Raw genomic sequence first — 25,032 nt, 5'->3', positions numbered from 1 at the left:
TCGTGTCGTGACTGAGTGGTGACGTGTGATGAGATACCGGCCGGCACATCCCGGTTCCGCCAGCGGACGGCCGACTCGAGTTCGGCGACTCGGGCTCAGCCGACCCGCGTCGCGACGCCCTTCGTCTGGCGGTAATCCCTGCCCAGGATCGCCTCGAGTCGCGCCACGAGCGCCTCTCGATCCGTGTCCTCCCACTCGGTGGGCTCTCGGATCGGGACCACGAGGAAGCCCCGACCGCGGATCTCGCTGGCGTGGAGCGCGGCCATGTCGAGGTCGAGGCGGCCCCGCTGGGTGGTGTACTCCCGGAGGACGTGATCGGTCGCGCGCTCGCCGACCGGCAGCAGGATGTGGGCGTTGATCGCCCGGAGTTCGGCGTCGAAGAACCGCTCGAGGATTGCGTACTCCTCCTCTGTCGGCGTTTCGCCTTCGGGCGGACAGCACATGTGGACGTAACTGCAATACAGGTTCTCGAGGGTGGGTCGATCGGTCGGCCCCTCCGCGAACCCGACCGCGCGAGCGACCTCACCGATGGCCACGCCGGACTCGGTTTCGGTGAACGGCACGCCACTCCGGCGGCCGCCGTGGACGCCGGGGTGGTCACCGATCAGGTGGAAATCGGCGTTGGCGTCGCCGTAGCCGAAGACGGCGGTCCGTTCGTCGGGACCGGTTCGATCGAACGGCGGCCGCAGTCCGAACGGGTTGCTCGTTCGCTCCGTGACGTTCTTCACGGGCGTGGTGAGACCGTCGAGAGAGATAACGACCACGATTATCCGTCCGTCGGCCGGTCCGCATCCGATGGTCGATTCGCTCGGCGCCGGCAAGAATTACAGCGTGTTTATAATTCGGGAGCAAATTGCGTCGGGTAGATGTATCACGTCGGCCACTACGGGGCTGCGCTGATCGCCTACGTGCCGCTCGGAACGGCCATCGCCCTCGCCGGTCACGAGACGACGGCCGTCGTCGGCGCCCTCGCCTGCGTCGCCCTCTCGACGCTGCCCGACTGCGATTATCGACTCCCCGCCGTCGAACACCGCGGGGCGACGCACTCGCTGGCGTTCGCGCTGCTCGTCGGCGCCGGACTGGCCGCCGTGACCGCGATCGTCGTCGACGCGTCCTCTCCCCTCGTCGACGTCGGCGTCGTGACCTTCGCCTTCGTCGTCGGGAGTCTCGCGATCGGCTCTCACCTCGTCGCAGACGCGCTGACTCCGGCCGGAATCCGCCCCTTCTGGCCGGTTTCCCAGCGCCACTACACGCTCGAGGTGACGACCACGTCGAACCCGCTGGCGAACTACGCGCTGCTCGGAATCGGCGTCGGCGTGACCGTCGCGGGCACCGGAGCAATCGTCGCGCTCGGCTGATCGGAGCGCACGCTCGGGAGAATGCGACTTCCGCGAGAAAATTGTGCGGTTACGACGTGAGCGCGTCTCGCGGTCCCCTCGAGGCGCGGCGAGTCAGGCCGATGCCCGCGAGGAACGCGACGAGGAGAAGCCCGGTGAAGACGACGTAGAGCGCGTCGAAGGCGGGATCGACCGCCTCGCGACCGAGGTACGCGACGACGAACGCGAGCACCGTCGTCGCGCTCAACAGGGTGGTCAGGCGGGCGGAGTCGAACCGTCGACGGCCGATCACGGCGGCGACGATGACGGCCGCCAGCAGGACGAGCGTGACGGCGTACTGGGCCATCTGCATCGACGGGCCGTACGTCGAGATGCCGCCGCCAACGAGCGGGCTGAGCGCGACGTGGAACGGGAGCGCCGCGGCGCCCAGCGCGAGCGCGCCGGTGACGTGGGTCCGCGTCAGCCGCGACGACCAGACGAGGACGGTCGCGACGGTGAACACGACGAAGATCGAAATCGCCGTCCAGAAGTGCAACGCCAGGATCTCCATGGTGTACGTCGTGACGGTCTCGCGGCCGAGGACGACCTGAATCGGCGTCAGGATCAGGCCCGCGACGACGAGTCCGGCGACGCGACGGTCGACGTCCGGCAGTCGGACGGCCGCGACGGCCGTCCCGACGATGGCGAAGCCGGCGAACATGGCGACGAAGCGGTGGAACCACTCGTAGAAACTCGGCAGGTTCGCCGGGAGCAGATTGTACGGCCCGGCGTCGCACTGCGGCCAGTTCTGCTGACAGGCCAGCCCCGACCCGGTCGCCTTGGCGGCGATCCCGAGCAGTATCGTCGCCGCGACTAACACGAGCGTCGCCGCGAGCAGGTGCGGAAACCCGAACCGTTCGACGAGCGGGCGAACTACCGGACGAGAGGTCTGACTATCGGTCGACACGGGCGTTCGGACGGGGGTTAGGACGGCCCGTACTTAGGTTACCCGAGTCGTTCTTACCGCGCTGGAATCGGGCCTTTCGGTGGTCGAATGCTTGGCCGACGGCAGGGTCCCGACGGTCACTGCGGTCGGCAGGTCGCCCCGCGTTCACCGCTGTCGGCGATTCACCCTCGACGTTCACTGGAGGCGATGGATTCGCGTTCGCCGCATTCAAGAGTCGGCCACGCCAGCACCCGGCATGGAAAAACGCGAGCGACTCGAGTCGTTCCTCGAGTCGAACGGCCTCGATTCGGTCTGGTTCGCGCGGCCGAATTCGTTCGCCTGGCTGACGGGCGGGACCAACGTCGTCGACCGGGAGACGGACGCCGGCGTCGCGGCCGTCGGCTACGACGGGACGGACGTCCGTATCGTGACGAACAACATCGAAGCGGATCGGATCGCCGCCGAAGAACTCCCCGATCTCGACGCCGAGGACGTCTCGCTCGAGCAGTATCCGTGGCACGACGCCTCGCTCGAGGAGGCCATCGCGGCCCGGATCGGAACCGGCGAACGGGCCGCCGCCGACGTCGACGTGCCGGGTGCGGACCGCGTCGAGCCGACGTCGCTTCGCCAGCCGCTGACCGACCGCGACCGCGACCGATATCGGACGCTGGGGCGCGAGACGGCCGCCGCCGTCGAATCGGTCTGTCGGGAACTCCGTAGCGAGGACACCGAACACGAGGTCGCCTCGGCCCTGCGCGTCGCCCTCTCGGCCCGCGACATCGAAGCGCCCGTCGTTCTCGTCGGCGGAGCCGAACGCGCCCAGCAGTACCGCCACTACACGCCGACCGAGGCCGAACTCGGCGACTACGCGCTGGTCTCGGTGACGAGCCAGCGCGCGGGGCTCCACGCGAGTTGTACCCGGACCGTCGCCTTCGATCCGCCGTCGTGGCTCGAGGACCGACACGCGAGCGCGGCCCGCGTCGAGGCTACCGCGCTCGCGGCGACGCAGGTCGCAGCAGGCGACGACGGGACGGCAGGAGACGTCTTCGACGCGATTCAGGACGCCTACGACGCGGTGGGCTACGCCGGCGAGTGGGAACGCCACCACCAGGGCGGTGCCGCCGGCTTCGCGGGTCGAGAGTGGATCGCCACGCCCGATCACGACGCGCCGGTCGCGGCGCCGATGGCCTACGCGTGGAATCCGACCGTCGAGGGCGCGAAGAGCGAGGATACCCATCTCGTCACGGACGACGACGTCGAGTCGCTGACCGAGACCGAAAACTGGCCGACGACGACCGCACAAGCCGTCGGGTTCGATCTGGAACTCGAGCGGCCGACGGTGCTGGGACTCGAGGACTGAGGGTCTCGAGGACGGAGAATCGGCGCGTCTCGAGGACCGAGACCCGGCTGTCGGGACGGCCGTCCCGACGGGAGCGAAGAAATCGAGGATCGAGCGAACGGGTGGTCGGCGACTCGGCGGCGCTACCGGTCGGAGTCGCGCGATTCGGCGTCGTCCTCGTCGACGGGTTCGACGTCGGTGCCGTCCGAGTCGGCCGCTCCGTCGTCGAACGTGATGGCGCTCTCGTCCGCATCCGCCGGCTCGCCCGCGTCGGGACCGGGGGCGCGGGCGCGACCGACGGAACCGGTGTCGTCGACGGTGATCGTGACCGGTTCCGAGTCTCCCTCGAGGGCCGGTCCGGACTCGCCGCGCCGGTCGAGGATGCGATCGAGCGTGAAGATGGTGTTCAGTTCCTGCTGGACCTGATCCACGACGCCGCCGACGAGTTCGCTCGGCTGGATCGCCGTGTACTCGTAGGGGTTGTTTCCCGCACCCTCGCTGGCGCGTTTCTCCCGCGTCACGCGCTCCTCGTCGTGGAGTTCCGCCAGCGCCTCGCGGACCGTGCTCGGATAGAGGCCGGTGCCCGTGGCGACCTCTTCGGAGGTACTGCCGGGGTTGGCCAGCAGGTGAACGTAGATCTTCGCCCGCGTCTCCGTGTCGAGGATCCACGAGAGCAGGTCGACGATCCGTCCGTCGACTTCCTCGACGGCACCCGTTCGACTATTCTCGTCGTCCTCGAGGGACTCGATCTCCTCCTCGAGGGACGTGTCGGTTTCGTCCCGATACTCGCCCCGCCCGTCGTCGATCCGATGCTCGTCAGTGTCGTCTGGAACCATGTCCTTTCGTCACACACGATGGGTCGCACGGAAGTAAACCTTTGCAGCCCCCCGAAACGGCCGGTAGAGCGCCCCTAGCCTCACTCAGTGCCGAGACGAAGCGAGTCACAGAGGGCGGTTTCGCCCGCCTCTTTCAACAGTCGCCGCTGGCGACGGGCACCGCTGTCGCGCTCGTAGACGCGCTTGATTCCGTCGACGCCCAGCCGCTCGCACTCGCGGTCGACGAGTTCGCCCAGGTCGATCGCCTCCTCCATCTCTCGGTCGAGGAAACTCGCCTCGTGGCCGTAGCGGATCGCTCGCCACTTGTTCTCGTCGAGCAGTTCTCGCCGGTGGTCCCGGCCGTAGCCGTCGGCGCCGTCCTCGTACTCCTCGGCGAGGGCCTCCACGAGCGCGTGGGCGTACTCGACGAACGCGAGGACGATTTCGGGATCGGCCTGCCCGTCCGGCGTTCGGAGTTCGACCGTCCCGTGGGCGGTGTGGGGCCGGACGTCGTACCAGAGTTCGCCTCGATCGCGGATCGAGTCGGTCTCGAGCATCCGCCGCTCGAACCGGTCGAAGGCCTCGTAGTCCTCGAAGTAGGTCGGCATGCCGGTGTTGGGCAGGGCCTCGAAGATCTTCGCGCGGGCCGACTGGAGGCCGGTGTCGAACCCGTTCCAGTACGGCGAGTTGGCCGACAGCGCGAGGATGATCGGAACGTACCAGCGCAGTTCGTTGGCGATCCAGACCGCCTTGTCAGCGTCGTCGACGCCGACGTGGACGTGGACGCCGGCGGTCGTGTTCCGATGTTGCGGGTACTGGATCCGATCGAGTTGCGATCGGTAGCGGGGTTTCTCGGCGTGCTCGAGTTCGCGCCACTTCGCCAGCGGGTGGAGCCCCGCGGCGGCGATGCCGTAGCCGTGGGCGGCGGCGTGGTCGACCAGCGCCTGCCGGATCTCGAGCAGCGTCTCGCGGGCGTCCGCGGGGTCCTCGATCAGCGGCGTCTGGGTCTCGATGACGAACTTGAACAGTTCGTGATCGAGGCGGTCCTGCAGGATCTCGGGCGGGTCGTGTTCGTAGACGAGTTCGTCGGTACCGCTCGTCGGACGGCCCTCGGCGTCGACCACGAAACACTCCTCTTCGATCCCCAGCGTGCCCATGCGCGTAAACGATTCCCGGGACCCGCGTTCCATCGTCTCCCGTTTCTGGCCGCGATGATAAATACCGTACGGACTCGGCAGTACCGTTCCGTCTTCGGCGTTCGAACCGAGTTCGATCGCGCTCGAGTCGCCGCCGATGGACGGGGTCGTTCCGAGCGGTGACGGAGCGATGACGGCCACCCGTACATCGGGATGTGGCGTCGCTCAGGACGCGACGGTCTCGCGCTCGGGGTCGACGTCCGCCTCGTCCTCGCGGAGTTTGAACTTCTGGATCTTGCCGCTGGGGTTCTTGGGGAGTTCGTCGACGAAGTAGTACGCCCGCGGCCGCTTGAAGTCGGCGAGTCGGTCGCTCTCGAGGACGAACTCGTCGAGGGCGGTCGCGTCGACGTTTTCGGCGACGACGTAGGCGACGACCCGTTCGCCCCACTCCTCGTCGGGTTCGCCGACGACGGCCGCCTCATCGACGGCGTCGTGGGCGAACAGCACGTCCTCGACCTCGGCCGGATAGACGTTCTCGCCGCCCGAGACGATCATGTCGTCCTTCCGGTCGACCACGTAGAGGTAGCCGTCGTCGTCCCGATAGCCCAGATCGCCGGTGTAGTACCACGTCGTTCCGTCGGCCTCGCGCAGGGACTGGGCGGTCGCCTCGGGTCGGTTCCAGTACTCGCGCATGACGCAGGGACTGGAGATGAGGATCTCGCCGATCTCGCCCGCCTCGACCTCGTCGTCCGGGTCGGCGTCGGGTTCGACCACGCGCACGCGGTGGTTGAGCGCGGGCAGGCCGGCCGACCCCTGTTTCGAGCGCTGGTCCTCGGGCGGCTGGAAGACCCCCGCCGGGCCGATCTCGGTCATCCCGTAGGCCTGCACGTAGTCCTCGCAGAGCTGTTCCATGCAGTTCTCGAGCACGCGCTCGGGCATCGGCGCCGCGCCGTAGAGGCCGAGCCGCAGCGACGAGACGTCGGCGTTCAGTTCGGCGGCGGCCATCGAGAGCGCGTTCCACGCCGTCGGCGCGGCGAAGAGGATCGTCACGCCGTGGTCCTCGATCGCCTCGAGAGCCCGCTCCGGGTCGAACTCGTGGTGGATGACGTTCGTCGCACCGCGGTGGATCCGCGCGAACAGGTTACAGTGGAGTTCGGCGCAGTGGTACAGCGGCAGGATCGAGAGGCCGACGTCGTCGCGGGTGAGGTTCATCTCCGCGATACACAACAGGTTGTGCTCGACCATGTTCCGGTGCTCGTGGACGACGCCCTTCGGCCGGCCCGTCGTCCCAGAGGTGTAGATGAAGGCGTAGACGTCGTCCTCGTCGACGCGGACGTCCGGCCGTTCGGGGGTGCCCGACTCGAGCAGGTCGTAGAACCCGCGTGCGTACTCCGGAACGGCCGCGTCCTCGCGGTCGTCGTCGATGAACACGTACTCCGAGACGGTCTCGAGACTCGGCCGCGCCCCTTCGACCGCCTCCCGCGTCGCGGACTCGAACAGTACCATCTCGGCTTCGGCGTCGTTGACGATGTACTCGATCTCCCCCGCCGGGAGTCGGAAGTTCAGCGGGGTGAAGACGGCGCCGATCTTGGCGCAGGCGTAGACGGTCAGCGCCATCTCCGAGCCGTTGTAGAGGACCGTCGCGACCCGATCTCCCTTCTCGATCCCGCGGTCGCGCAGGGCGTTCGCCAGTCGGTTCACCCGCTCGTCGAACTCGGCGTAGGTCCACCGCTGCTCCTTGCGCGGATAGACGATCGCGTCGCGGTCTGGATGCCGGTCGACCGTCCCCTCGAGCGTGTCGGCTATCGTGGGATGTGCAGACATACCACGACGAACTACCACGAACGATCATATATGCGTTCCCGAGCGATCGATCGCCGACCGATCGAAAGAAAGACCGAGTGACGCTCCCCGCGTCGATCACCGCGGTCGCGCGACGATTCCGAGGTGGTCCGCGTGGTAGTCGTCGAGGCGCCGCGACTCGAGCACCTCGTACCCGTCCTCGAGGGCCTCGCGAACGTCGGCGAAGACGTCGTCGGGGTCGCGCGTGACGTCTTCGCTCCGAGCCTTGACCGCCAGCAGGAGTCGGCCGTCGTCGGCCAGAAAGCGCCGATTCTCGAGGGCCACCCGGGCCTGTCCCCGCGTCGCGACGTCCTGGACGAGGACGTCGACGTCCGACTCGACGACGTGGGCGTAGGTCTCTGGCTTCCGGGCGTCCTTCAGCAGCGGGAAGAGCCGCGGCCGCGACTCGGCGGCCTCGAGCAGGTCCCGCGCCGGTCGCGCGGCGAACTCGACGGCGTAGGTGGGCCCGGCGACGTCCGCGACGTGGCTCACCGTCGTTCCGCTGGCCGCGCCGAGGTAGAGGACGGTTTCGCCGCCTGCGAGGCCGGTGTCCATCCCTAACTCGAGCATCGCCCCCAGTTTCGAGCGGTTCGGGTTCCACGCGCGCCACTCCCCTTCGGTCGGTTCCCCGTAGACCGGTTCGCCGCGGGTGGCGAGGCGCTCGGTGCCGTCGAACGCGCGGCGCTCGACGCCGGCGGGGAGGTCGTCACTCATCGTCGGCACCCCCGTCAGTCGCGGTATCCCCGTCGTCCGCGTTTCGCGCCTGAATCGTCTCGATGCGCTCGGCGAGTTCGGCCTCGAGTTCCGGCTTCGGGTCGCCGGAGTAGTGATCGACCCGGGCGGCGATGGCGAGTTTGCCGGCGACGGCCCGCGCCGCCGATCCGCGGTTCTCGGGGTGGGTGCCCCGAACCGCGTCGTGCGTGTAGATGATGCCGTGTTTGGGCGACGGAGCGTGGCCCCGTAGATGGGCGAACAGCGCTTCCTCGGCGCCCAGCACCTGCACCGTGCCGCTGGGTTTCTTCGCCAGCGCCTCGAGGCCGCCGGCCAGCGAGATCAGCCGCGCCGCGAGGACCGGATCGGCCAGCGCCGAGAGGTTGGGTGCGACGGTCGGAGTCTGGCGCTCGACGTACTCGCGCAACGAATCGGCCTCGTCGGCCAGCACGACGACCTGCTCGGCCAGCGATCGGATCGCGTCGGGGACGGCGTCGGGCGTCTCGTCTCGAGTCGCGAGGTCGCGGGCGTAGTCGACGCCCGTGCCGGCGTCGGGATCGACGGTCCCGCCCCACTCGGCGAGCCGTTCGGCGAGCTCGTTCGCCGTCCGGGTGCAGTCGTCCATGGCACGAATACCGTGTTTCAACTGCTGGTCGTCGGCCTGTTCGCGCTCGGCGACTTCCCGGCGCGTCGCGTGCATCGTCGCCTCGTGAAGCTGATCGTAATACTCCCCCGCCGAATCGGCGTACCCGGTTTCGACGGCGAGTTGTGGCCAGTCCTCGGAGTGGTCGACAGCCCCCTCGATAATCGCGCTGCTGGCGCCCTCGATATCCCCCGGCTCCAGATCCGAAAACCAGCCCGCGTTTGCGGTGTCGGCTTCGTCAGTCATTGGTGCTCGATAGACCCTGTGGTTGTAAATGCGTTCCCGAAACGATGAGCGAACGATCGCTGCAACTCGGGTTGATAGCGCGCCACTCTCGAGGCGATTGTCTCCGAAAATAATTACCACAGCCGATTGCCAACTGGACGTTATTTCTGGCTGTTATTTTGAAGCACATACCTATTTCAGCCGTGCCAACCTAGAGATAGTACGTCCAGCGCTGTATTTGTCTCGGTAATCTGGAATGACGAGCGTTCCCGTTCGGGCACAGTTTGGACAGAGAGATACCATTTTATGAAACTAATTGTGAAACCGCTCGATCGAAAGAGTGCAGGGAAGGGTATCGCCGCGATCGATCGCGAGGCGATGAAAGAACTCGGCGTTTCCGATGGGGACTTCGTGACCATCCGAAGCGATGCTGGAGCTGCGGTCGTCCGTGTCCGTTCGGGACGGGCGGGCGACCGACTCCGTGGTGTCGTCGGCATCGATGGCCAGACGCGCAAAACTATCGGAACGCGAATCGATCAGTTCGTCCAGGTCGAACAGGCCGACGTGGCACCGGCAAACGAGCTATCGATCGCACTGCCGGGCGGGCTGCAGATCAGTGGGAATCTCGCTTCGTATCTGCGTCAGAAGCTCGCCAACCGCGCGGTTCAGGCGGGACAGACCGTCCCGCTCGCGCTCGGCTTCGGCTCGCTGATGGGACGATCCAGTCGCCGGATTCCGATCCGGATCGTCGATACCGAGCCGGACGGTCCCGTCGTCGTTACGCAGTCGACGAGCATCGACGTGGTCGAGCAGTCCGTCGAGGAAGTCGACGTCGAACGCGGAGACGAAGCGACTGGTAGTTCAGCGGGCCCAGGAATCGCCTACGAGGACGTCGGTGGCCTCGACGAGGAACTGGATCAGGTTCGGGAGATGATCGAGCTGCCGATGACCCATCCCGAGCTCTTCCAGGCACTCGGCATCGAACCACCGCAGGGCGTTTTGCTCCACGGACCGCCCGGAACCGGCAAGACGCTGATCGCGAAAGCGGTCGCCAACGAAATCGACGCCGACTTCTCGACGATCTCCGGCCCGGAGATCATGTCGAAGTATCACGGCGAGAGCGAGGAGCGCCTGCGCGAGGTCTTCGAGGAGGCTGGCGAGAACGAGCCGGCGATCATCTTCATCGACGAGATCGACTCCATCGCCCCGAAGCGAGACGACACGCAGGGTGACGTCGAACGACGCGTCGTCGCACAGTTGCTCTCCCTGATGGACGGCCTCGAGGACCGCGGGCAGGTAACCGTCATCGGGACGACGAACCGGGTCGACTCGATCGACAACGCGCTTCGCCGCGGCGGTCGCTTCGACCGCGAGATCGAGATCGGCGCGCCGGACACCGAGGGTCGGACGGAAATCCTCCAGATCCACACGCGCGAGATGCCGATCGCCGAGTCGGTCGATCTCGAGCAGTACGCCGAGAACACCCACGGCTTCGTCGGCGCGGACCTCGAGAGCCTCGTCCGCGAGGCGGCGATGAACGCGCTCCGACGCGTTCGGCCGGACCTCGATCTCGAGGGCGACGAGATCGACGCCGAGACGCTCGAATCGCTCGAGGTAACCGAGAAAGACATGCGGACGGCGCTCCGGGAAATTTCGCCCAGCGCGCTCCGAGAGGTCTTCATCGAGACGCCCGACGTCACCTGGGACGACGTCGGCGGGCTCGCGGAGACCAAGGCCCGACTGCAGGAAGCCATCCAGTGGCCACTGGAGTATCCCGACGCGTACAAACAGGTGGACCTCCAGTCGCCGAAGGGGATCATGCTCCACGGGCCGCCGGGCACCGGGAAGACGCTGCTCGCCAAGGCCGTCGCGAACGAAGCCAATTCGAACTTCATCTCGATCAAGGGGCCCGAACTGTTCGACAAGTACGTCGGCGAGTCCGAGAAGGGCGTCCGGGAGATCTTCGAGAAGGCCCGATCGAACGCGCCGACCGTGATCTTCTTCGACGAGATCGACTCCATCGCGACGAAACGCGGGAGCGGCGGTAGCGATTCGAACGTCGGCGAACGCGTCGTCTCACAGCTGTTGACCGAACTCGACGGGTTAGAGGAACTCGAGGACGTGATCGTGATCGCGGCCACGAACCGGCCGGACCTCATCGACGACGCCCTGACGCGTGCGGGTCGGATCGAGCGCAAGATCGAGGTCGGCGAGCCGGACGAGGAGACCAGACGCGAGATTCTGAAGATCCACACCCGGAACCGACCAGTGGCCGACGACGTCGATATCGATCACCTCGCAGCCGAAACCGACGGCTTCGTGGGTGCCGATCTGGCAGCGCTGTGTCGTGAAGCGGCGACGACGGCCGTTCGTGAACACGTCCAGTCGCAGTCCGAGGAGACGCCGACGGCTGTCGAGGACATCGTGCTTACGAAGGCCCACTTCGAGGCGGCACTCGAGGAACGCAGACAGGAAATCGACGACTCCAGTGATGGAGTGGACCAGCTCTAATCATCCGGTGTCTTGAGAGACGGCCGACGCTGTGCTTGCCGGCTCACCGACTCCGACTGACCGGAAACGCGACCCGGTCGGGGTTGTCGTTCATCCGCTCGAGGATCCGTTCGTACAGCTCGTTCCGGACGCGCTGGCCCTGTCGCGGGTGGACGAGATACCGGAGGCGGAGGTCGATCCAGGACTCCTCCTGGACGACGTTGACCGACGGTCGATCCCGGACCTCGAGTTCGACCGGGGTCTCCGCGAGTCGCTCGCGGTACTGCTCGATCGCCCGCCGCATGTCCGCGCCCAGGTAGTCGCTGGCCTCCTCGATCATCAGCGCGCGGGCGAACTCGAGGTCGGTCTCGTAGGCGACCTGGATCGAGAGCTCGTTCCAGACGTGGGGAAATTCACGGAAGGAGTAGTTGTGGACGTGCGAGGAGAGGACCACGCTGTTGGGCAGCGTGATCACGCGTCCGGAGGGCTGGTGGGAGGAGACGAGTTCGCCGTTGATCTCCCACAGCGTCGTGACGAAGAAGTCCACTTCGACGACGTCGCCTTTCGATCCCTCGATGGCGACGCGGTCGCCGACGCTGTAGGGGCGGTTCACCATGATGTAGATCCAGCCGATCAGCGAAAAGAGGGGCTGTTGCAGGGCGAAGGTGATCGCGAAGCCGACGATGCCGAGCGAGAACACCACGCCCACGTACTGCTGGGTGAGCACCCCGAGGACGCCGACGATTCCGAGCACGACGAAGACCAACCGGACGAGATTCCGGAGGTCGTGTTTCCACCGTTTGTCGACGGTTCGCGTGAGAAGCACGTCGAGCACGACGACGTAGCTCCCGGAGACCGCCAGTCCGACGGCCGCGACGAGCAGCGCCTGCGTGAGGAGCCCCGTCGCCGGGACGCCGACGACGTCGCCAGGAATCGGTTCGAAGTCGAACCGCCTGATGGCGCCCGCCGCCGCGCTCAGCCCGACGGCACCCACCAGAAACGCGTAGCCGAGACGACGATTCACATCCGTCGGTTACGCGCCGGATACAAAAACCTGCCTTCGCGACCGCGCGGGCCACTCCTCGCGACTCGTCGTAACGCCTTTCGCCTCGCCTCCGAAACACCCAGAGAAGAATGCGCTCGCGGAGAATGATTCACCAATGTACGTACTGATCGTCGGGGCGGGACAGGTCGGGCAGATGATCGCCTCGAACCTCGCCGATTCGCACGACGTCGCGGTCGTCGAACGCGACCCCGAACTCGCCGACGAGATGACGTACGCGTACGACGTGCTCTCGGTTCAGGGCGACGGCACGGAGATCGAGACGCTCCGCGAGGCCGGCCTCGAGAAGGCGGATCTGGTCGTCGCGTGTACGGACAGCGACGAGACGAACATCGTGGTCTGTGGCACCGCGAAGACCGGCAGCGACGCGTTCACGATCGCCCGCGTCCGGCGGCGCACGCTGTTGAACACGTGGGAGGGCTCGCAGGGAGCCTTCGGCGTGGACTTCATGGTCTGTACCGACCTGCTGGTCGCCCAGACGATCTTCCGCATCTCCGGCTTCCCGCGGGCCCAGGACGTCGAGTCGTTCGCCGGCGGCCTCGTCAGGATGGCCGAGTTCGAGATCGGCCCGGAGAGCCCCCTGGTCGGCAAGCGCGTCAGCGAGGCCGATCAGTACGACTCGTTGACCTTCGCCGCCGTCTTCCGGGACCAGGAACTGATCGTCGCCCGCGGTGACACCGAGTTCCTCGCCGGCGACCGGATCGTCGTCATCGGGAGCCCCAGTTCCGTCAAGGAGTTCGCGATGGCGATGGTCCCCGATACGACCTCGAGCACCGACGACGTCGTCATCGTCGGCGGCAGCGAGATCGGCTATCAGGCCGCCCGCGAGTTCGAGGCCCACGGCTTCGAGCCGCGATTGATCGAACGGGATCACGATCGCGCGCGGGAGATCGCCGAGGACCTCCCGGATACGTTCGTCATGGAGTACGACGCGACGGACACGGACTTCCTCAAGCGCGAACACGTCGACGAGGCCGACATCGTGATCGCAGCCCTCGAGAGCGACGAGAAGAACCTGCTGGTCTCCCTGCTGGCCAAGCGGGTCGGCGTCGATCGGACGGTCGCGATCATCGAGAACACCGAGTACACCGACCTCTTCGAGACCGTCGGGATCGACGTCGCGATCAATCCCCGCGAGGAGACCGCCGAGGAGATCGTCCGCTTCACCCGGACCAACCAGACGGAGAAGATCGCGATGCTGGAACACGACCGCGCCGAGGTCATCGAGGTCGAACTCGACGAAGACAGCGCCCTGACGGGCCGCGAGATCGCCGACTCGATGGCCGATCTGCCCGACTGCGTCGTCATCGGTGCGATCTCCCGCGGCGGCGACCTCGTGACGCCCCGCGGGACGACGGTCCCTCGGCCCGGCGACCACGTCGTGCTCTTCGTCGACGCGTCCGCCCTCGACGAAGTGTCCACGGCGCTGTGATCGCGCGGGATCCGCTCCCCCCGTACTGACGGCAAACCACCACCGCAATCGGGACCGGAATTATAGTGCCGAGCGTGACGGAGCCGCTGGCGGGGCGCGAAGCGATCCCGGCGCGACGAGGCGCGGAACTGCCACCGACGCGGCCTCGCGTGAGGCCGTCAGTCGGTTTCCGTCGTTTCGGTCTCGGGGTTCGGCGTCGACGGGTCCGGCGTCACGCCCGTCTCCTCGTCGTCCCGCGCGTCTCTGCGGGCCCCGAAGATCCGCTCGCGAATGGTGCGTTTGTGGCGCTTCTCGGCGAGCAGCACCGAACACTCGACCTCCTCGAGGACGTCCAGGACGAGCGAGCCGCGAACGACCCGCGAGAGCAGGCCCTTCTCCGTCGCGCCGATGACCAGCAGCGTCGCGTCCGCAGCCGCCTCGGCGATCCTGCGCTGGACGTCGCCCGTCTCCACGCTGAGGGTCGCCCCCGAGAGGTCGTGGTCGACCGCCCACGACTCGAGGAAGGCCTGCCCCCGCTGGTCGTCCTCCGCGACGTGGAGCAGCGTCACGCCGGCGTCGTACTGGTCGCGCAGACAGCGGGCGACGGCCGCCGCGAGGTCGGAGTCCGGACCGCCGGCGGTCGGGAGGAGGATCCGGGACGGGTCGAACCCGCGGTCGCGGAACACGAGGAAATCACACGGCAGCGATTGCGCGAGTTCGTCGGTCCTGCTCTCGATGCGACCGGGCGATCCCAGCGAGTCCGGCCCCCAGCCCATCACGCAGACGTCGGCGCCGTAGCGCTTCGCCGCGTCGAACACCTCCTCGACGCCGCGGTGGGAGAGCACCACGTGGGTCTCGACGTCGACGCCGTACGTTTCGGCGTCGGTTCGGGCCTGCTCGAGCAGGTGGGCGGCCGCCTCGTGGTCCTTCTGTTCGCGAGCGGCCGCCAGCGAGGTCTGGTCGGGCACTTTCTCGATGTTGACGGCGACGACCGTCCCGTCGTTCTGGTCCGCGATGGCGGAGGCGAGCGTGATGAGGTGTTTCTCGTGGGCGGGGTTCGCCAGCGGGACCATCACCCGGTAGTCGCCGCCCTCCGGCTGGACCGCCGTCGTCGCAGTCACCGCCGCGTCGGGCATCTCCTCGGAGCGCTCGAGGACGTAGTCGGCGAGGACGCCCTGTGATTCGATCTCCGACCGAGCGTAGCCGAGGTACCAGACGAGGCCGAGCACGACGAACGCGATCGACAGGCCGATCACCATCGGGCTGAAGAATACGATCAGCGCGAGCGAGAGTACCGCGCCGAGGATCGGCGTGAAGGGGTAGAACGGCACTTCGAAGTCGGGATCGTAGCCCGCGGGTTCGGCCTCGCGGAAGACGATCAGCGCGAGATTGAGCAGACCGTAGACGATGAGGTGGAGGACGCTCCCGGCGTTCGCGAGTAGTTCCAGATCGCCGAACACGATGAACAGCAGGATGAGTCCGCCCGTGATCGCGATCGCGCGGTATGGAGTCGCGAACCGCGGGTGGATCTCGTTGATCTTGGGCGAGACGAGTTTGTCACGGCCCATCGCGAAGTTGATCCGGGAGGAGGCGAGGATCGACGCGTTCGCGGACGAGGCGGTCGCCAGCAGGCCACCGAACAGCAGCGCCGCGGCCCCCGCCGGCCCCATCAGCATCCGCGCGACGTCGACGACGGCCGTCTCGTTGTTCGCGACGACTTCGGTTTCGACGGCCGCCAGTATCGTCAGGAGGATCAGCGCGTACATCGTGGTCACGATGACGACGCTCCCGATGACCGCCCGCGGCAGGTTGCGGCCCGGATTCTGGATTTCCTCGCCGACGGACGTGATCTGGACGAATCCGAGGTACGACACGAACACGAGCCCCGTCACCGGGAGCAGGGGCGACCAGCCGAAGGGATCGATCGGACGGAGCGTCTCGAGGTCGGCGTTCAGGAGGCCGAACAGCGTGAAGACGCTCAGAATCCCGACCAGCGTGATGACGATGATGTTCTGTAATCGCCCGGTCTCCTTCGCGCCGACGTAGTTGACGACGATGAAGAAGGCGGCGCCGATCAGACCGATCACCTGGCCCGACTCGAGGCCGACGGGCCCGAGGCTCAGCGGTGCGACGCTCACGAACTGGTTGACGTACTCGCCGAACCCGTACATGTAGAACGCGGAGGCGAAGGCGAGGCCCATCCAGTTGCCCCAGCCGGCGATCGAGCCGAACAGCGGCCCGAGCCCCTGGTTGACGTAGTAGTACGCGCCGCCGGAGACGGGCATCGCCGTCCCGAGTTCGGACGCCGAGAGCGCCGTGAACAGGGCGATCACGCCGCCGATGACGAACGCGAGCGCCGCTAACGGACCGAGGTCGGCGACGGCCGCGCCGGGGAGCACGAAGATGCCCGCACCGATCATCGTCCCGATACCGATCGTTAGCGCGGCGAGCGGGCCGAGGTCCTTCGCGAGTTCTTCGTCGCTTCCGTTCATCGGTCCCTCCTCGTCGTTCGGCCGGTGAAAACCGTCAGTGGCCGTCGGTTTCGTAGCATTCGTTGTGAGCAGTGGTGACGCGTTTCGCCGACTCCCTCACCGATCGCGAACGCAGTCAAAACGCACGTTCGACGATGGCCTCGTCCGGGTGGGGAGGTACTTGGACATACTGATGCGATATAGGACCCGCGTCTTAACAGGTTCGTTTGCCGCCGCCGAAACGGGCGTTGACGGTTTTCGTGACCACTCGCGAGGTCACCGCCTCGAGTCCCCTCGCGTTCGCTCCTCCTCTCGAACCGATTCCCTGAGGATGCGATTGACGGCCCAGGCGACCCAGACGAACAGGAGGAGGGTGAACACACCCATCTCTATGCGGGCGAACGAGCCGTGCCAGATCGCGAGGACGAGCGCGACGAGCGCGATCGACCCGGCGGTTACCATGAAGACGTCGAAAAACGACGTCGGTCGGCGGACGCTAGGTACGCGAGTCATCCCGATCGGGGTTCGGTACGCGACGAGCGTACAAAGACCACCGGTCGACACGTCGGGTTCCCTGACAGTCGCTACGGCCGGTGTGCTGACCCCGAACCGATACCGGTCCAGTTCGAGTGCGGTCCTCGTACTCGGGTCGCTTTCAACGGTCTTATGTGGGGATGTCGAGTTTGCTCGACGTAGATTCCGGTTCGCGCCGAGCCGGACGTGAAACGATGAGTATACGCGTTGATTGGCGAACGAGCGTCGCACTAACGGGAACCGTTCTCAAGTATCTCTCCCTCGCGGTACTCGTCCCGCTGGTCGTCGCGCTCGCCTACGAAGAGGACGTCCTGGTGTTCGGCGCGACGCTCGCGATCATCGTCACGTTCGGGGTGCTCCTCGAGCGTATCGAGCCGGAGCCGATGGAACCCGACCTCCTACCGCGAGAGGCGATGTTGTTCGTCGCCCTCTCGTGGCTCGCGGTCGCGGTCGTCGGCGCGATCCCGTACGTGCTCGCGGGGTACGGAACCGAATCGGCCCTCGCCCACCCGGTGAACGCGCTGTTCGAGTCGATGTCCGGGTTCACGACGACCGGAGCGACGGTGATGGAGGTGATCTCCGTCGAGCGCCACTCCCACGCCCTCATGATGTGGCGCCAGCTCACCCAGTGGCTCGGCGGGATGGGGATCATCGTCCTGATGATCGCGATTCTGCCGGAACTGGCCGTCAACGGTGCGCAGCTGATCCGATTGGAAGCGCCGGGACCGGAACTCCAGAAGCTCACGCCGAAGATCGCCGAGACGGCCCGCATTCTGTGGCTCGTCTACTTCGGATTCACGCTCCTCCTCATCGCCCTGCTCTACGGGCTTCACCTCGTCGGGCTGGCGCCGAACATGAGCTTCTACAACGCGGTCGCCCACGGCTTCTCGACGCTCCCGACCGGCGGGTTCTCGCCCGAAGCGAACAGCGTCGCGGCGTTCTCGGCCGCCGTCCAGTGGATCATCATCCCGTTCATGGTCGTCGCGGGAACCAACTACGCGCTCTTCTGGCACGTGTTTCACGGGGAGTCGCGACGGTTCTTCCAGAACACGGAGTTGCGGACCTACGCCGGGGCGATCGCCGTGCTCGCGGGAATTCTCGGCGCGCTGCTGTACGGCGGGGCCGCGCCCGCCCTCGGCGCGCTCGGTGGCACGACCGAGGGCGCCGGCGAGCCCGCACTGCGACACGGGCTCTTTCAGATCGTCTCCCTGCTGAACTCGACGGGGTTCGCCTCGAGCGACTTCGCGCAGTGGGACGGCACCGCCAAGATCGTCCTCCTGACCGCCATGTTCATCGGGGGAAGTGCCGGGTCGACCGGCGGCGGGATCAAGATCATCCGCTGGCTGGTCGTCTGGAAGGTCGCTCGCCGAGAGCTGTTCACCGCCGCCCATCCCGAAGCGGTCCAGCCGATCCGAATCGGCGACCACGTCATCGACGAGGACGTGATCCGCGGCGTGCTCGGCTTTACGCTCCTCTACCTGGTGATCTTCGTCCTCGCGACCGTGTTCATCGCCCTCGACTCGACGCGCGGCGAGGTCACGCTCGACGCGATCGACGCCGTCAGCGCCGGCATCGCGACCATCGGGAACGTCGGACCGGGGTTCGGTGCCCTCGGACCGTTCGGTAGCTATCGCGAGTTCACCGACGCCTCGAAACTCGTGATGATCTTCCTGATGTGGATCGGCCGCCTCGAGATCATCCCGGTGCTGGTCGTCTTCACCGGCGCGTTCTGGCGGCGGTGAGCGATTCCCTGAATCGCGATCCTCGTCGGTCGTCAGTCCGACGGTAGTGAGCGATTCCCTGAATCGCGATCCTCGTCGGTCGTCAGTCCGACGGTAGTGAGCGATTCCCTGAATCGCGATCCTCGGCAGCGCATCGCGCTGGCGGCAGTGAGCGGACGGGAGCAGCCGCCTGCCTCGCCGATCGCAGCGAACCCCAATCAGTCGACCTCGAGATCGGCCACGCGATCGGACGGCGTCTCGAGGGACAGTGGGATCTCTTCGAAGAGGCGTTCGTCGGTCGACGCCGCACAATCGTCGGAACCCGTCGTCAAAACGTGTCCCTCAGCCGAATGGATACGTCCGACCCAGGCAGTTTCGTGTCGCTGTTTCGGCAGGGGGAGCCGTCGATAGAGCCGAGCCGAAAACGGTGGGGCCTCAGACGCCGATGGTCGCCCGGAGCATGTCCCGCGTCCCGGGACCGAGGCCGACGGCGACGACGGTGATCATCATCAGGATGGCGAAGCGCGGCTCTTCGTCGAAGATCTCCTCGTTGAAGACCCAGACGACGAAGGTGGCGGCGGCGAGTTTCACGAGCAGGAACGGCCAGGCCGCGCCGGTCACCGCGACGACGTTCGCCGGGAGCGCGGAGCCGGTGATGTCGACGATCGCTCCGTTGATGGGGTGTTTCGGAACCAGATTGGAACTGTGGCCGAAGGCCGTCGCCCAGTCGAGGCCGACGACGTTCGCGACGCCGTCGATCGCGTGGGCCCAGATGACGACCAGTCCCATGTACCGGGTCCCGTTATTGATCTCGGGCGCGAACCGCTCGATAGCGAGCCACGTCAGCGCCGTGGCGACGGTCGCGCCGACGAGGATCGTCAGGAGCAGCAGCGGATAGAACTCGGCGTACTCCTCGGTCGTCGCGTAGCCGAGGTAGGCCAGCGTGATCGTGAGGTAGGTGGTCCCGATCGCCGCGAGGGGGTACTCGTATCCCGAGACGCGGCCGGTCCGGTCGAGCCAGACCGACACGAGGACGGCGACGAGCGTGAGGACGAAGACGGTGAAGTAGATCAGCGGGCTGATCAGGAAGCCGATCCACGGCAACTCCATCGCGAGTTCGCCCGTCACCCGGTAGGCGGCGACGCTCGTGTCCTCGACGACCCGCAGGGCGCCGCCGAACAGCATGTACGGGAACAGCGCGAAGAAGCCCGCTCGGTAGCGTTCGATCTCGAGACGCCGAACGAGGAACAGGATCCCGACCACCAGGAGGATCAGCGTCGGGATGTAGCCGGCGTAGGAGACGACCGTGTAGCCGGGTTCGGCGGTCGGTCCGGTGGCGCCGGATTCGCTGCAGGGGATCTGTTCGCCGCCGGCCCAGGCGACGCAGTTCCAGCCGTGGGCGTCGGCGACGACGGGGCCCCAGTAGTACTGCCAGATGATGTCGACGTAGACCCGCTGTGGGAAGACGGTGGCGGCGAGGACCACTGCGGCGGCGAGGAGGACGACGGTCGCGGCCCAGACGCGCTCGGCCCCGTACCGTTCGATGTACTCGTCCATGCGCCATACCCAACGGGGTGGGCGCTTACCGTTTCCGATTTTCCCCGAGGAGTGACAGTCCGGATTCGCCGATCGGTCCCGACGGCGGACGGCCGGCGGTCGCGGTCGTTTGCAGCCGAGTTACGGCTCCGTGGCGTCGATCTCTCGAGCGGCTGCGCGAAGGTCGTCGTGGAGCGGTCCGTTCGAGGCCACCAGCCCCTCGCTGTCGTGGCGCCAGCGGTTCCCCTCGAGATCCGTGACGCGCCCGCCGGCCGCCCGCACCAGCGCCACCCCGGCGACGGTGTCCCAGACGTTGGCTCGCCGGTTCGTGAACGTCCCCTCGAGCGCGCCGGCGGCGACCAGCGCGAGTTCGAGTTGCGCGCAGCCGAAGCGGCGCATGTCGCCGAATCGCTCGACCACGGCCCGCGTGGCCGCGGCGTACTGGTCGCGCTGGTCGAAGTCCCACCAGTAGGTCGGACAGACCGTCGCGGCCTCGGGGTCGGCGACGTCGCTGACCGAGAGCGCCTCCTCGTTGCGAAAGCCGCCGTCGGGCCCGACGCGGTAGGCGTCGCCCAGTGCGGGGCAGACGGTCGCCGCGCCGACCGGTTCCCCGTCGCGGACCGCGGCGACGGCCGTCCCGAACGCGCGGATCCCGTTGACGTAGTTGTTCGTCCCGTCGATGGGGTCGACGATCCAGGCCGGTCCCGTCTCGGGGACCGCCTTTAGCGCGTCCTCCTCCTCGCCGACGACCGGCTCGTCCGGGTACGCCGCCTCGAGGACCTCGATGACGCGCCGCTGGGCGTCGCGATCGACCTGCGTCACGACGTCTGTCTTCTCTCCTTTGCGCTCGACCTCGAGGTCGGTTCGGAACGACGCCGCGGCGACGTCGGCGCCCGCGCGGGCCGCTCGGAGCGCGACGCTCGCCCGGCGGGCGTCCGCTTCGCGTTCGGTCATGCCCCGCTTTCGGTGGCCGGGGCTCAAAAGGAATCGTGAACCGGCACGCGAGGCGGTCGACCCGACGACGGGTCGCTCACCCCGAGCGGACGTCCGCGGCGATCGACTCGAGGTCCCCGTACTCCCGTTCCGAATACGCGATCACCCGCGCGTCGGTCAGCGACGACGGCTCGTAGCCGCGGACTTCCTCGCAGACGAGTCGCGCGCCGCGGCCGAACTCGAAGCCGGCAGCCCCCGTACCGAGGACCGGGATTACGACCGACTCACAGCCCAGTTCGTCGGCCTCCTCGAGGGCGTTTCGGGTAGCGTCTCGGATGCTCTCCTCCGTCGCGCGTCCGTCTCCGTAGTGGGGCATCGCGGCCGCGTGGATCACGTACTCGGCCGGGAGATCGTAGGCGTCGGTGACCGCGGCCGCGCCGAGGTCGACCGGTCCCCGTTCCATCGCTTCGTCGTTGATCGGGCCGTTCGCGTTTCGGCGCAGCGATCCCGCGACGCCGCTGCCCATCCGCAGCGACGTGCCGGCGGCGTTGACGAGCGCGTCGGCGGACTGTACGGCGATGTCGCCCTGTACGACCGTGAACTCCATGCGGGTCGGTACGTCGCCCGATCCCTAAAATCCGTTCGGGGGAGGCCACCGGCGGCTCGCCCGCCTCCCCTCGTCGATTCGAAACCGCGTTTGGAACGCCTCGGAAACGTGCGCCGTGAGCGAGGATCGGCTGCAGTTCTGGTCGCTGTGTCTCGCCCGGTTCGCCGAGGGGTCCGGCTTCGTCACCCTGATCACGCTCTTGCCGTACTACATCGACGCGCTCGAGCCGACCGACACGACGGTCCTCTGGCGGACGCTCACCGTCATCCCGATCGCGTGGGCCGGCGACCGATTCGACGAGCGGACCGTCTTGCTCGCCGTGCTCGAGGTCGGTGTTGCGGTCTCCGCCCTGTTCCCGTTCGTCGACTCGAGCGCCTCGTTCATCGCGATCGCGGGGAAGGATGGACGGACAGGGACACTCCACCGAGATGACGACAGGTTTATTCGGACCATCGCGCACTCGCCACCATGAGCGCCGATGCGCAGTTCTCCGACGAGCGGGATCGCGACGGACGGCAGTCCGAGGACGTCACCGACGACGAGGCGCTCCGAGACGCCGTCGAGCGGTCCGAACACGGCGTTCCGGCGGCCGGTGCCGTCGTCCGGGACCGCTTCTCGGCCGACGAGATCTTCCACCGGATCGTCGCCGCGGCCGACGACGAGATCACGACCGGAACCCGGGAACTGTTCTTCAGCGCGCTGGCGGCGGGCTTCGCGATCACGCTCACGTTCATGCTCTACGCCTCGCTGACCGAGGCGACCGGGGGCGCCCCGATTGCGGGCGCGCTGCTCTATCCGCTCGGGTTCGTCTACATCATCATCGGCGACTACCAACTGTACACCGAGAACACGCTCCCGCCGGTCGCGCTCGTCCTCGAGCGGCTGGCGAGCGTTCCCGCCTTGCTCTCCGTCTGGACGATCGTGCTATTCGGGAACCTCGCCGGCGGAACGCTGGGCGCGTACGTGCTGGCGAACACGGGCGTCTTCTCCCCGGACACGATGGCGGTCGCGGTCGAAATCGCCGAGAGCGCCGCCGCCACGCCGTGGTGGGACCTGTTCTTCAAGGGGATCTTCGCGGGGCTGATCGTCGCTGGCGTCGTCTGGCTCGATTACGCGTCCCAGGACACGACGTCGCGACTGGTGCTGGTGTACATCGCCTTCCTCGCGATTCCGCTCGGCAACCTCTTCCACGGCGTGGTCTCGGCCACCGAAGCGACGTTCCTCGTCTTTCGGGGTCAACTCCCGCTCGCGACCGGAGCGTTCGACTTCGTGCTCCCCGTCCTCCTCGGGAACACGCTCGGCGGCATCGTGCTCGTGACCGTCGTCAACTACTTTCAGGCGGTCGAGCGCGAGTACCAGTCCCAGAACTACCAGCTCTCGACTCGAGAACTCCTGTTCGGCAAGTACGGCGGGAGCGACTACGCACCGTCCGCGGACGCCGACGACTGACGCCCCAGCGCGCTCGGCGGAGTCCACGCCGGTAACTCACGCGTTCGGGGAGGCGTCGTCCCCGAGTGCAGTGAGCGTCTGCTCGGGGTAGTGTCGCTCCCCCGCAGGCCCGAGGACTGTGACCAACGGTGTGCGGATGGCCCACACGCCGCTGTACACGGGTTTCTACGAGTCGTCGGGACGACGCGGCACTGCTCGCAGTCGCGACGGCGCTCGGTTCCGCGAAATCGGTAGTAAAATCGGTCTCGAGGGCCGAAATGCGAACGGCCGATCGGTCGTTCTTCGGGGTCTCCGGTGGTAACGAACCGGGGTTTACATCCGCGAGGGGGGAGAACTGATCTGACGAACGGCGCGTCGAACTCAGACGATCTGGAGGATGTTTCCGTTCGCGGTCACGTGGAGGTCTCGGCCGAGCTTGTATCCCTGCTTTCCGGCGAGGTCGACGTATCCCGAGAAGCCCTTCATGTCCTGGTGGGCGGGAATGATGTGCTGGGGCTGGAGCGCGTCGAGCATCTCGTAGTGGCCCTCCTGCTTGAGGTGGCCGGAAACGTGGATGTCGGAGTAGATTCGCGCGCCCTGCATGCCGAGCAGTTTCTCGGCCTGGTAGCGCTGGCCCTCGTTGGTCGGCTCCGGAATGATCCCGGCGGAGAAGACGACTTTGTCGCCGTCGTCCAGTTCGTAGGGCGTCTCGCCCCGTCCCATCCGAGTGAGCATCGCGCGCGGTTCACCCTGGTGGCCCGTGACGACGGGCAGGTAATCCTCCTTGCCCTCGTTCATGATCCGCTCGAACGTGCGGTCGACGGAGTTTCGGTGGCCGAACATCCCGAGGTCGTCGGGGAAGTCGGCGAAGCCCATCCGTTCGGCCGTGCCGGAGTACTGCTCCATCGAGCGACCCAGCAGGACCGGCTGGCGACCGATGTCGTCGGCGAATTCGACGAGACTCTTCACGCGGGCGATGTGACTCGAGAATGTGGTGGCGACGATGCCGCCGTCGTAGTCCTCCATGCTGTAGAGGACGTCCCGGAGGTGTTCCCGGGCGACGCGCTCCGATTGCGTCCGCCCCTTCTCGTTCGCGTTGGTACAGTCCTCGATGTAACAGAGAACGCCCTCACCTTCGCGACCGATCTCGCGGAACCGCTTCATGTCGATCGGGTCGCCGATGACGGGCGTGTGGTCCATCCGCTTGTCCAGTCCGTAGACGATCGCGCCCTCGGGGGTGTGCAGGACCGGGTTGATCGCGTCGATGATCGAGTGCGTGACGTTGACGAACTCGAGTTCGATCTTGCCGGAGTCGCCGATCGACATCGTCTCGCCGGCGTCCATCTTCACGAGGTCGTTCCCGCTGTCGAACTTCTGTTCGTCCGCGAGTTCGCCCTTGACCAGTTCGATCGTATAGGGCGTCGCGACCACCGGCGCGTCGTACCGGTGGGCCAGCTTGGAGATGGCGCCGATGTGGTCGAGGTGGCCGTGGGTCGGCACGATGGCCTTCACGTCGCCCTCGAGGTCGCTCATGACGCGGTCGTCGGGGATCGCGCCCATGTCGATCAGATCGAGGCTGTGCATCCCCTCGGTGCGGATGTTGTCGTGGATCAGTACCTTCGACAGGTTCAGCCCCATGTCGAAGATGACGATGTCGCTTCCCATGCGGACGGCAGTCATCTGCCGGCCGACTTCCTCGTAGCCGCCGATTGTTGCGATTTCGATTTCCATATGTATCGCCGATCAGAGCGGCCCGATCACACAGCGTCGCATCCGGTACCGCAGCGGGTGCATTGACGGAGGTCAACGACTCTCGCTGGCCTTCCCGATCGCTCCGTGACGGGCAGCGCGTCTTTCGGTCGTTC

The 25,032-nt window shown here is 66.9% G+C and carries 19 protein-coding genes and 2 pseudogenes; 7 read left to right on the top strand and 14 right to left on the bottom strand.

The genetic code is table 11. From position 1 onward, the window contains the following. Positions 1–95: 95 nt before the first annotated feature. Positions 96–728, bottom strand: coding sequence for a uracil-DNA glycosylase family protein (locus tag J0X25_RS35975; protein ID WP_207288676.1), 633 nt, complete (start codon positions 726–728; stop codon positions 96–98). A gap of 138 nt (positions 729–866) precedes the next feature. Between J0X25_RS35975 and J0X25_RS35970 the strand changes: the two genes are divergently transcribed. After that, a complete protein-coding gene (locus tag J0X25_RS35970; RefSeq protein WP_207288675.1) occupies positions 867–1,358 on the top strand; it encodes a metal-dependent hydrolase in 492 nt (163 codons plus the stop codon). A gap of 49 nt (positions 1,359–1,407) precedes the next feature. Here the strand turns inward: J0X25_RS35970 and J0X25_RS35965 are convergent, their stop codons facing one another. After that, the gene (locus tag J0X25_RS35965; RefSeq protein ID WP_207288674.1) at positions 1,408–2,283 is read right to left on the bottom strand and encodes a COX15/CtaA family protein; all 876 of its coding nucleotides are present in this window, start codon (positions 2,281–2,283) and stop codon (positions 1,408–1,410) included. 235 nt (positions 2,284–2,518) lie between these two features. Between J0X25_RS35965 and J0X25_RS35960 the strand changes: the two genes are divergently transcribed. Continuing rightward, positions 2,519–3,622, top strand: a complete 1,104-nt coding sequence (locus tag J0X25_RS35960) for a M24 family metallopeptidase (protein WP_207288673.1) — start codon at positions 2,519–2,521, stop codon at positions 3,620–3,622. A gap of 122 nt (positions 3,623–3,744) precedes the next feature. Here J0X25_RS35960 and J0X25_RS35955 read toward each other — a convergent pair whose 3' ends face one another. From J0X25_RS35955 to J0X25_RS35935, 5 genes are all read right to left on the bottom strand, one after another. Continuing rightward, on the bottom strand, positions 3,745–4,437 hold the full coding sequence (locus J0X25_RS35955; protein ID WP_207288672.1) for a helix-turn-helix domain-containing protein: 693 nt from the start codon (positions 4,435–4,437) through the stop codon (positions 3,745–3,747). Between the two features lie 80 nt (positions 4,438–4,517). Then, the gene (locus tag J0X25_RS35950) at positions 4,518–5,606 is read right to left on the bottom strand and encodes a glutamate--cysteine ligase (protein ID WP_207288671.1); all 1,089 of its coding nucleotides are present in this window, start codon (positions 5,604–5,606) and stop codon (positions 4,518–4,520) included. Between the two features lie 171 nt (positions 5,607–5,777). Further along, entirely contained in the window at positions 5,778–7,376 is a 1,599-nt protein-coding gene (locus J0X25_RS35945; RefSeq protein ID WP_207288670.1) for a fatty acid--CoA ligase, read from the bottom strand. Between the two features lie 96 nt (positions 7,377–7,472). After that, positions 7,473–8,108 carry a fibrillarin-like rRNA/tRNA 2'-O-methyltransferase gene (locus J0X25_RS35940; protein WP_207288669.1) on the bottom strand — a complete coding sequence of 212 codons (636 nt, stop codon included), beginning with the start codon at positions 8,106–8,108 and terminating at the stop codon, positions 7,473–7,475. Then, the gene (locus tag J0X25_RS35935) at positions 8,101–8,994 is read right to left on the bottom strand and encodes an NOP5/NOP56 family protein (RefSeq protein ID WP_207288668.1); all 894 of its coding nucleotides are present in this window, start codon (positions 8,992–8,994) and stop codon (positions 8,101–8,103) included. The genes J0X25_RS35940 and J0X25_RS35935 overlap by 8 nt, the downstream gene beginning before the upstream one ends. A gap of 285 nt (positions 8,995–9,279) precedes the next feature. Here J0X25_RS35935 and J0X25_RS35930 point away from each other — a divergent pair, with 285 nt between their 5' ends. Continuing rightward, positions 9,280–11,484, top strand: coding sequence for a CDC48 family AAA ATPase (locus J0X25_RS35930; RefSeq protein ID WP_207288667.1), 2,205 nt, complete (start codon positions 9,280–9,282; stop codon positions 11,482–11,484). Positions 11,485–11,527: 43 nt separating this feature from the next. Here J0X25_RS35930 and J0X25_RS35925 read toward each other — a convergent pair whose 3' ends face one another. After that, positions 11,528–12,487 carry a mechanosensitive ion channel family protein gene (locus J0X25_RS35925; RefSeq protein ID WP_207288666.1) on the bottom strand — a complete coding sequence of 320 codons (960 nt, stop codon included), beginning with the start codon at positions 12,485–12,487 and terminating at the stop codon, positions 11,528–11,530. A 136-nt stretch (positions 12,488–12,623) separates the two neighbouring features. Between J0X25_RS35925 and trkA the strand changes: the two genes are divergently transcribed. Continuing rightward, complete coding sequence (trkA, locus tag J0X25_RS35920) at positions 12,624–13,958, top strand: Trk system potassium transporter TrkA (protein ID WP_207288665.1); 1,335 nt, start codon at positions 12,624–12,626, stop codon at positions 13,956–13,958. Between the two features lie 158 nt (positions 13,959–14,116). Here trkA and J0X25_RS35915 read toward each other — a convergent pair whose 3' ends face one another. After that, positions 14,117–16,429, bottom strand: coding sequence for an amino acid permease (locus J0X25_RS35915; RefSeq protein WP_207288664.1), 2,313 nt, complete (start codon positions 16,427–16,429; stop codon positions 14,117–14,119). A 255-nt stretch (positions 16,430–16,684) separates the two neighbouring features. After that, complete coding sequence (locus J0X25_RS35910; protein ID WP_207288663.1) at positions 16,685–16,921, bottom strand: hypothetical protein; 237 nt, start codon at positions 16,919–16,921, stop codon at positions 16,685–16,687. Between the two features lie 215 nt (positions 16,922–17,136). On the opposite strand from J0X25_RS35910, the gene J0X25_RS35905 reads away from it, so the two are divergent. Beyond that, a complete protein-coding gene (locus J0X25_RS35905) occupies positions 17,137–18,684 on the top strand; it encodes a TrkH family potassium uptake protein (RefSeq protein ID WP_207288662.1) in 1,548 nt (515 codons plus the stop codon). Between the two features lie 414 nt (positions 18,685–19,098). Here the strand turns inward: J0X25_RS35905 and J0X25_RS35900 are convergent, their stop codons facing one another. From J0X25_RS35900 to J0X25_RS35890, 3 genes are all read right to left on the bottom strand, one after another. Further along, a complete protein-coding gene (locus J0X25_RS35900; RefSeq protein WP_207288661.1) occupies positions 19,099–20,220 on the bottom strand; it encodes a DUF63 family protein in 1,122 nt (373 codons plus the stop codon). Between the two features lie 120 nt (positions 20,221–20,340). Then, positions 20,341–21,153, bottom strand: a complete 813-nt coding sequence (locus J0X25_RS35895; protein ID WP_207288660.1) for an inositol monophosphatase family protein — start codon at positions 21,151–21,153, stop codon at positions 20,341–20,343. A gap of 76 nt (positions 21,154–21,229) precedes the next feature. Continuing rightward, positions 21,230–21,739, bottom strand: a complete 510-nt coding sequence (locus J0X25_RS35890) for a macro domain-containing protein (RefSeq protein WP_207288659.1) — start codon at positions 21,737–21,739, stop codon at positions 21,230–21,232. Positions 21,740–21,854: 115 nt separating this feature from the next. On the opposite strand from J0X25_RS35890, the pseudogene J0X25_RS35885 reads away from it, so the two are divergent. Then, a pseudogene (locus J0X25_RS35885) lies at positions 21,855–22,145 on the top strand (MFS transporter); the annotation flags it as partial. A 62-nt stretch (positions 22,146–22,207) separates the two neighbouring features. After that, positions 22,208–23,176, top strand: a pseudogene (locus J0X25_RS35880) (formate/nitrite transporter family protein); the annotation flags it as partial. A gap of 372 nt (positions 23,177–23,548) precedes the next feature. On the opposite strand, the gene J0X25_RS35875 reads toward J0X25_RS35880, so the two are convergent. Beyond that, a complete protein-coding gene (locus tag J0X25_RS35875; protein ID WP_207288657.1) occupies positions 23,549–24,898 on the bottom strand; it encodes an RNase J family beta-CASP ribonuclease in 1,350 nt (449 codons plus the stop codon). Between the last annotated feature and the right edge of the window lie 134 nt (positions 24,899–25,032).

Origin of the sequence: Haloterrigena alkaliphila (assembly GCF_017352155.2) — an archaeon.
GTDB lineage: Archaea > Halobacteriota > Halobacteria > Halobacteriales > Natrialbaceae > Haloterrigena > Haloterrigena alkaliphila.
The sequence above is the reverse complement of the archived record's forward strand: the minus strand, read 5'-3'. Positions and strand labels throughout refer to the sequence as shown.

What these genes read in the sequence shown, in the direction of transcription:
- J0X25_RS35970 (WP_207288675.1), top strand. Translation starts at nt 867, where the DNA reads ATGTATCACGTCGGCCACTACGGGGCTGCGCTGATCGCCTACGTGCCG.
- J0X25_RS35960 (WP_207288673.1), top strand. Translation starts at nt 2,519, where the DNA reads ATGGAAAAACGCGAGCGACTCGAGTCGTTCCTCGAGTCGAACGGCCTC.
- J0X25_RS35955 (WP_207288672.1), bottom strand. Translation starts at nt 4,437, where the DNA reads ATGGTTCCAGACGACACTGACGAGCATCGGATCGACGACGGGCGGGGC.
- J0X25_RS35950 (WP_207288671.1), bottom strand. Translation starts at nt 5,606, where the DNA reads ATGGAACGCGGGTCCCGGGAATCGTTTACGCGCATGGGCACGCTGGGG.
- J0X25_RS35945 (WP_207288670.1), bottom strand. Translation starts at nt 7,376, where the DNA reads ATGTCTGCACATCCCACGATAGCCGACACGCTCGAGGGGACGGTCGAC.
- J0X25_RS35940 (WP_207288669.1), bottom strand. Translation starts at nt 8,108, where the DNA reads ATGAGTGACGACCTCCCCGCCGGCGTCGAGCGCCGCGCGTTCGACGGC.
- J0X25_RS35935 (WP_207288668.1), bottom strand. Translation starts at nt 8,994, where the DNA reads ATGACTGACGAAGCCGACACCGCAAACGCGGGCTGGTTTTCGGATCTG.
- J0X25_RS35930 (WP_207288667.1), top strand. Translation starts at nt 9,280, where the DNA reads ATGAAACTAATTGTGAAACCGCTCGATCGAAAGAGTGCAGGGAAGGGT.
- trkA (WP_207288665.1), top strand. Translation starts at nt 12,624, where the DNA reads ATGTACGTACTGATCGTCGGGGCGGGACAGGTCGGGCAGATGATCGCC.
- J0X25_RS35915 (WP_207288664.1), bottom strand. Translation starts at nt 16,429, where the DNA reads ATGAACGGAAGCGACGAAGAACTCGCGAAGGACCTCGGCCCGCTCGCC.
- J0X25_RS35910 (WP_207288663.1), bottom strand. Translation starts at nt 16,921, where the DNA reads ATGACTCGCGTACCTAGCGTCCGCCGACCGACGTCGTTTTTCGACGTC.
- J0X25_RS35905 (WP_207288662.1), top strand. Translation starts at nt 17,137, where the DNA reads ATGAGTATACGCGTTGATTGGCGAACGAGCGTCGCACTAACGGGAACC.
- J0X25_RS35900 (WP_207288661.1), bottom strand. Translation starts at nt 20,220, where the DNA reads ATGGACGAGTACATCGAACGGTACGGGGCCGAGCGCGTCTGGGCCGCG.
- J0X25_RS35895 (WP_207288660.1), bottom strand. Translation starts at nt 21,153, where the DNA reads ATGACCGAACGCGAAGCGGACGCCCGCCGGGCGAGCGTCGCGCTCCGA.
- J0X25_RS35890 (WP_207288659.1), bottom strand. Translation starts at nt 21,739, where the DNA reads ATGGAGTTCACGGTCGTACAGGGCGACATCGCCGTACAGTCCGCCGAC.
- J0X25_RS35875 (WP_207288657.1), bottom strand. Translation starts at nt 24,898, where the DNA reads ATGGAAATCGAAATCGCAACAATCGGCGGCTACGAGGAAGTCGGCCGG.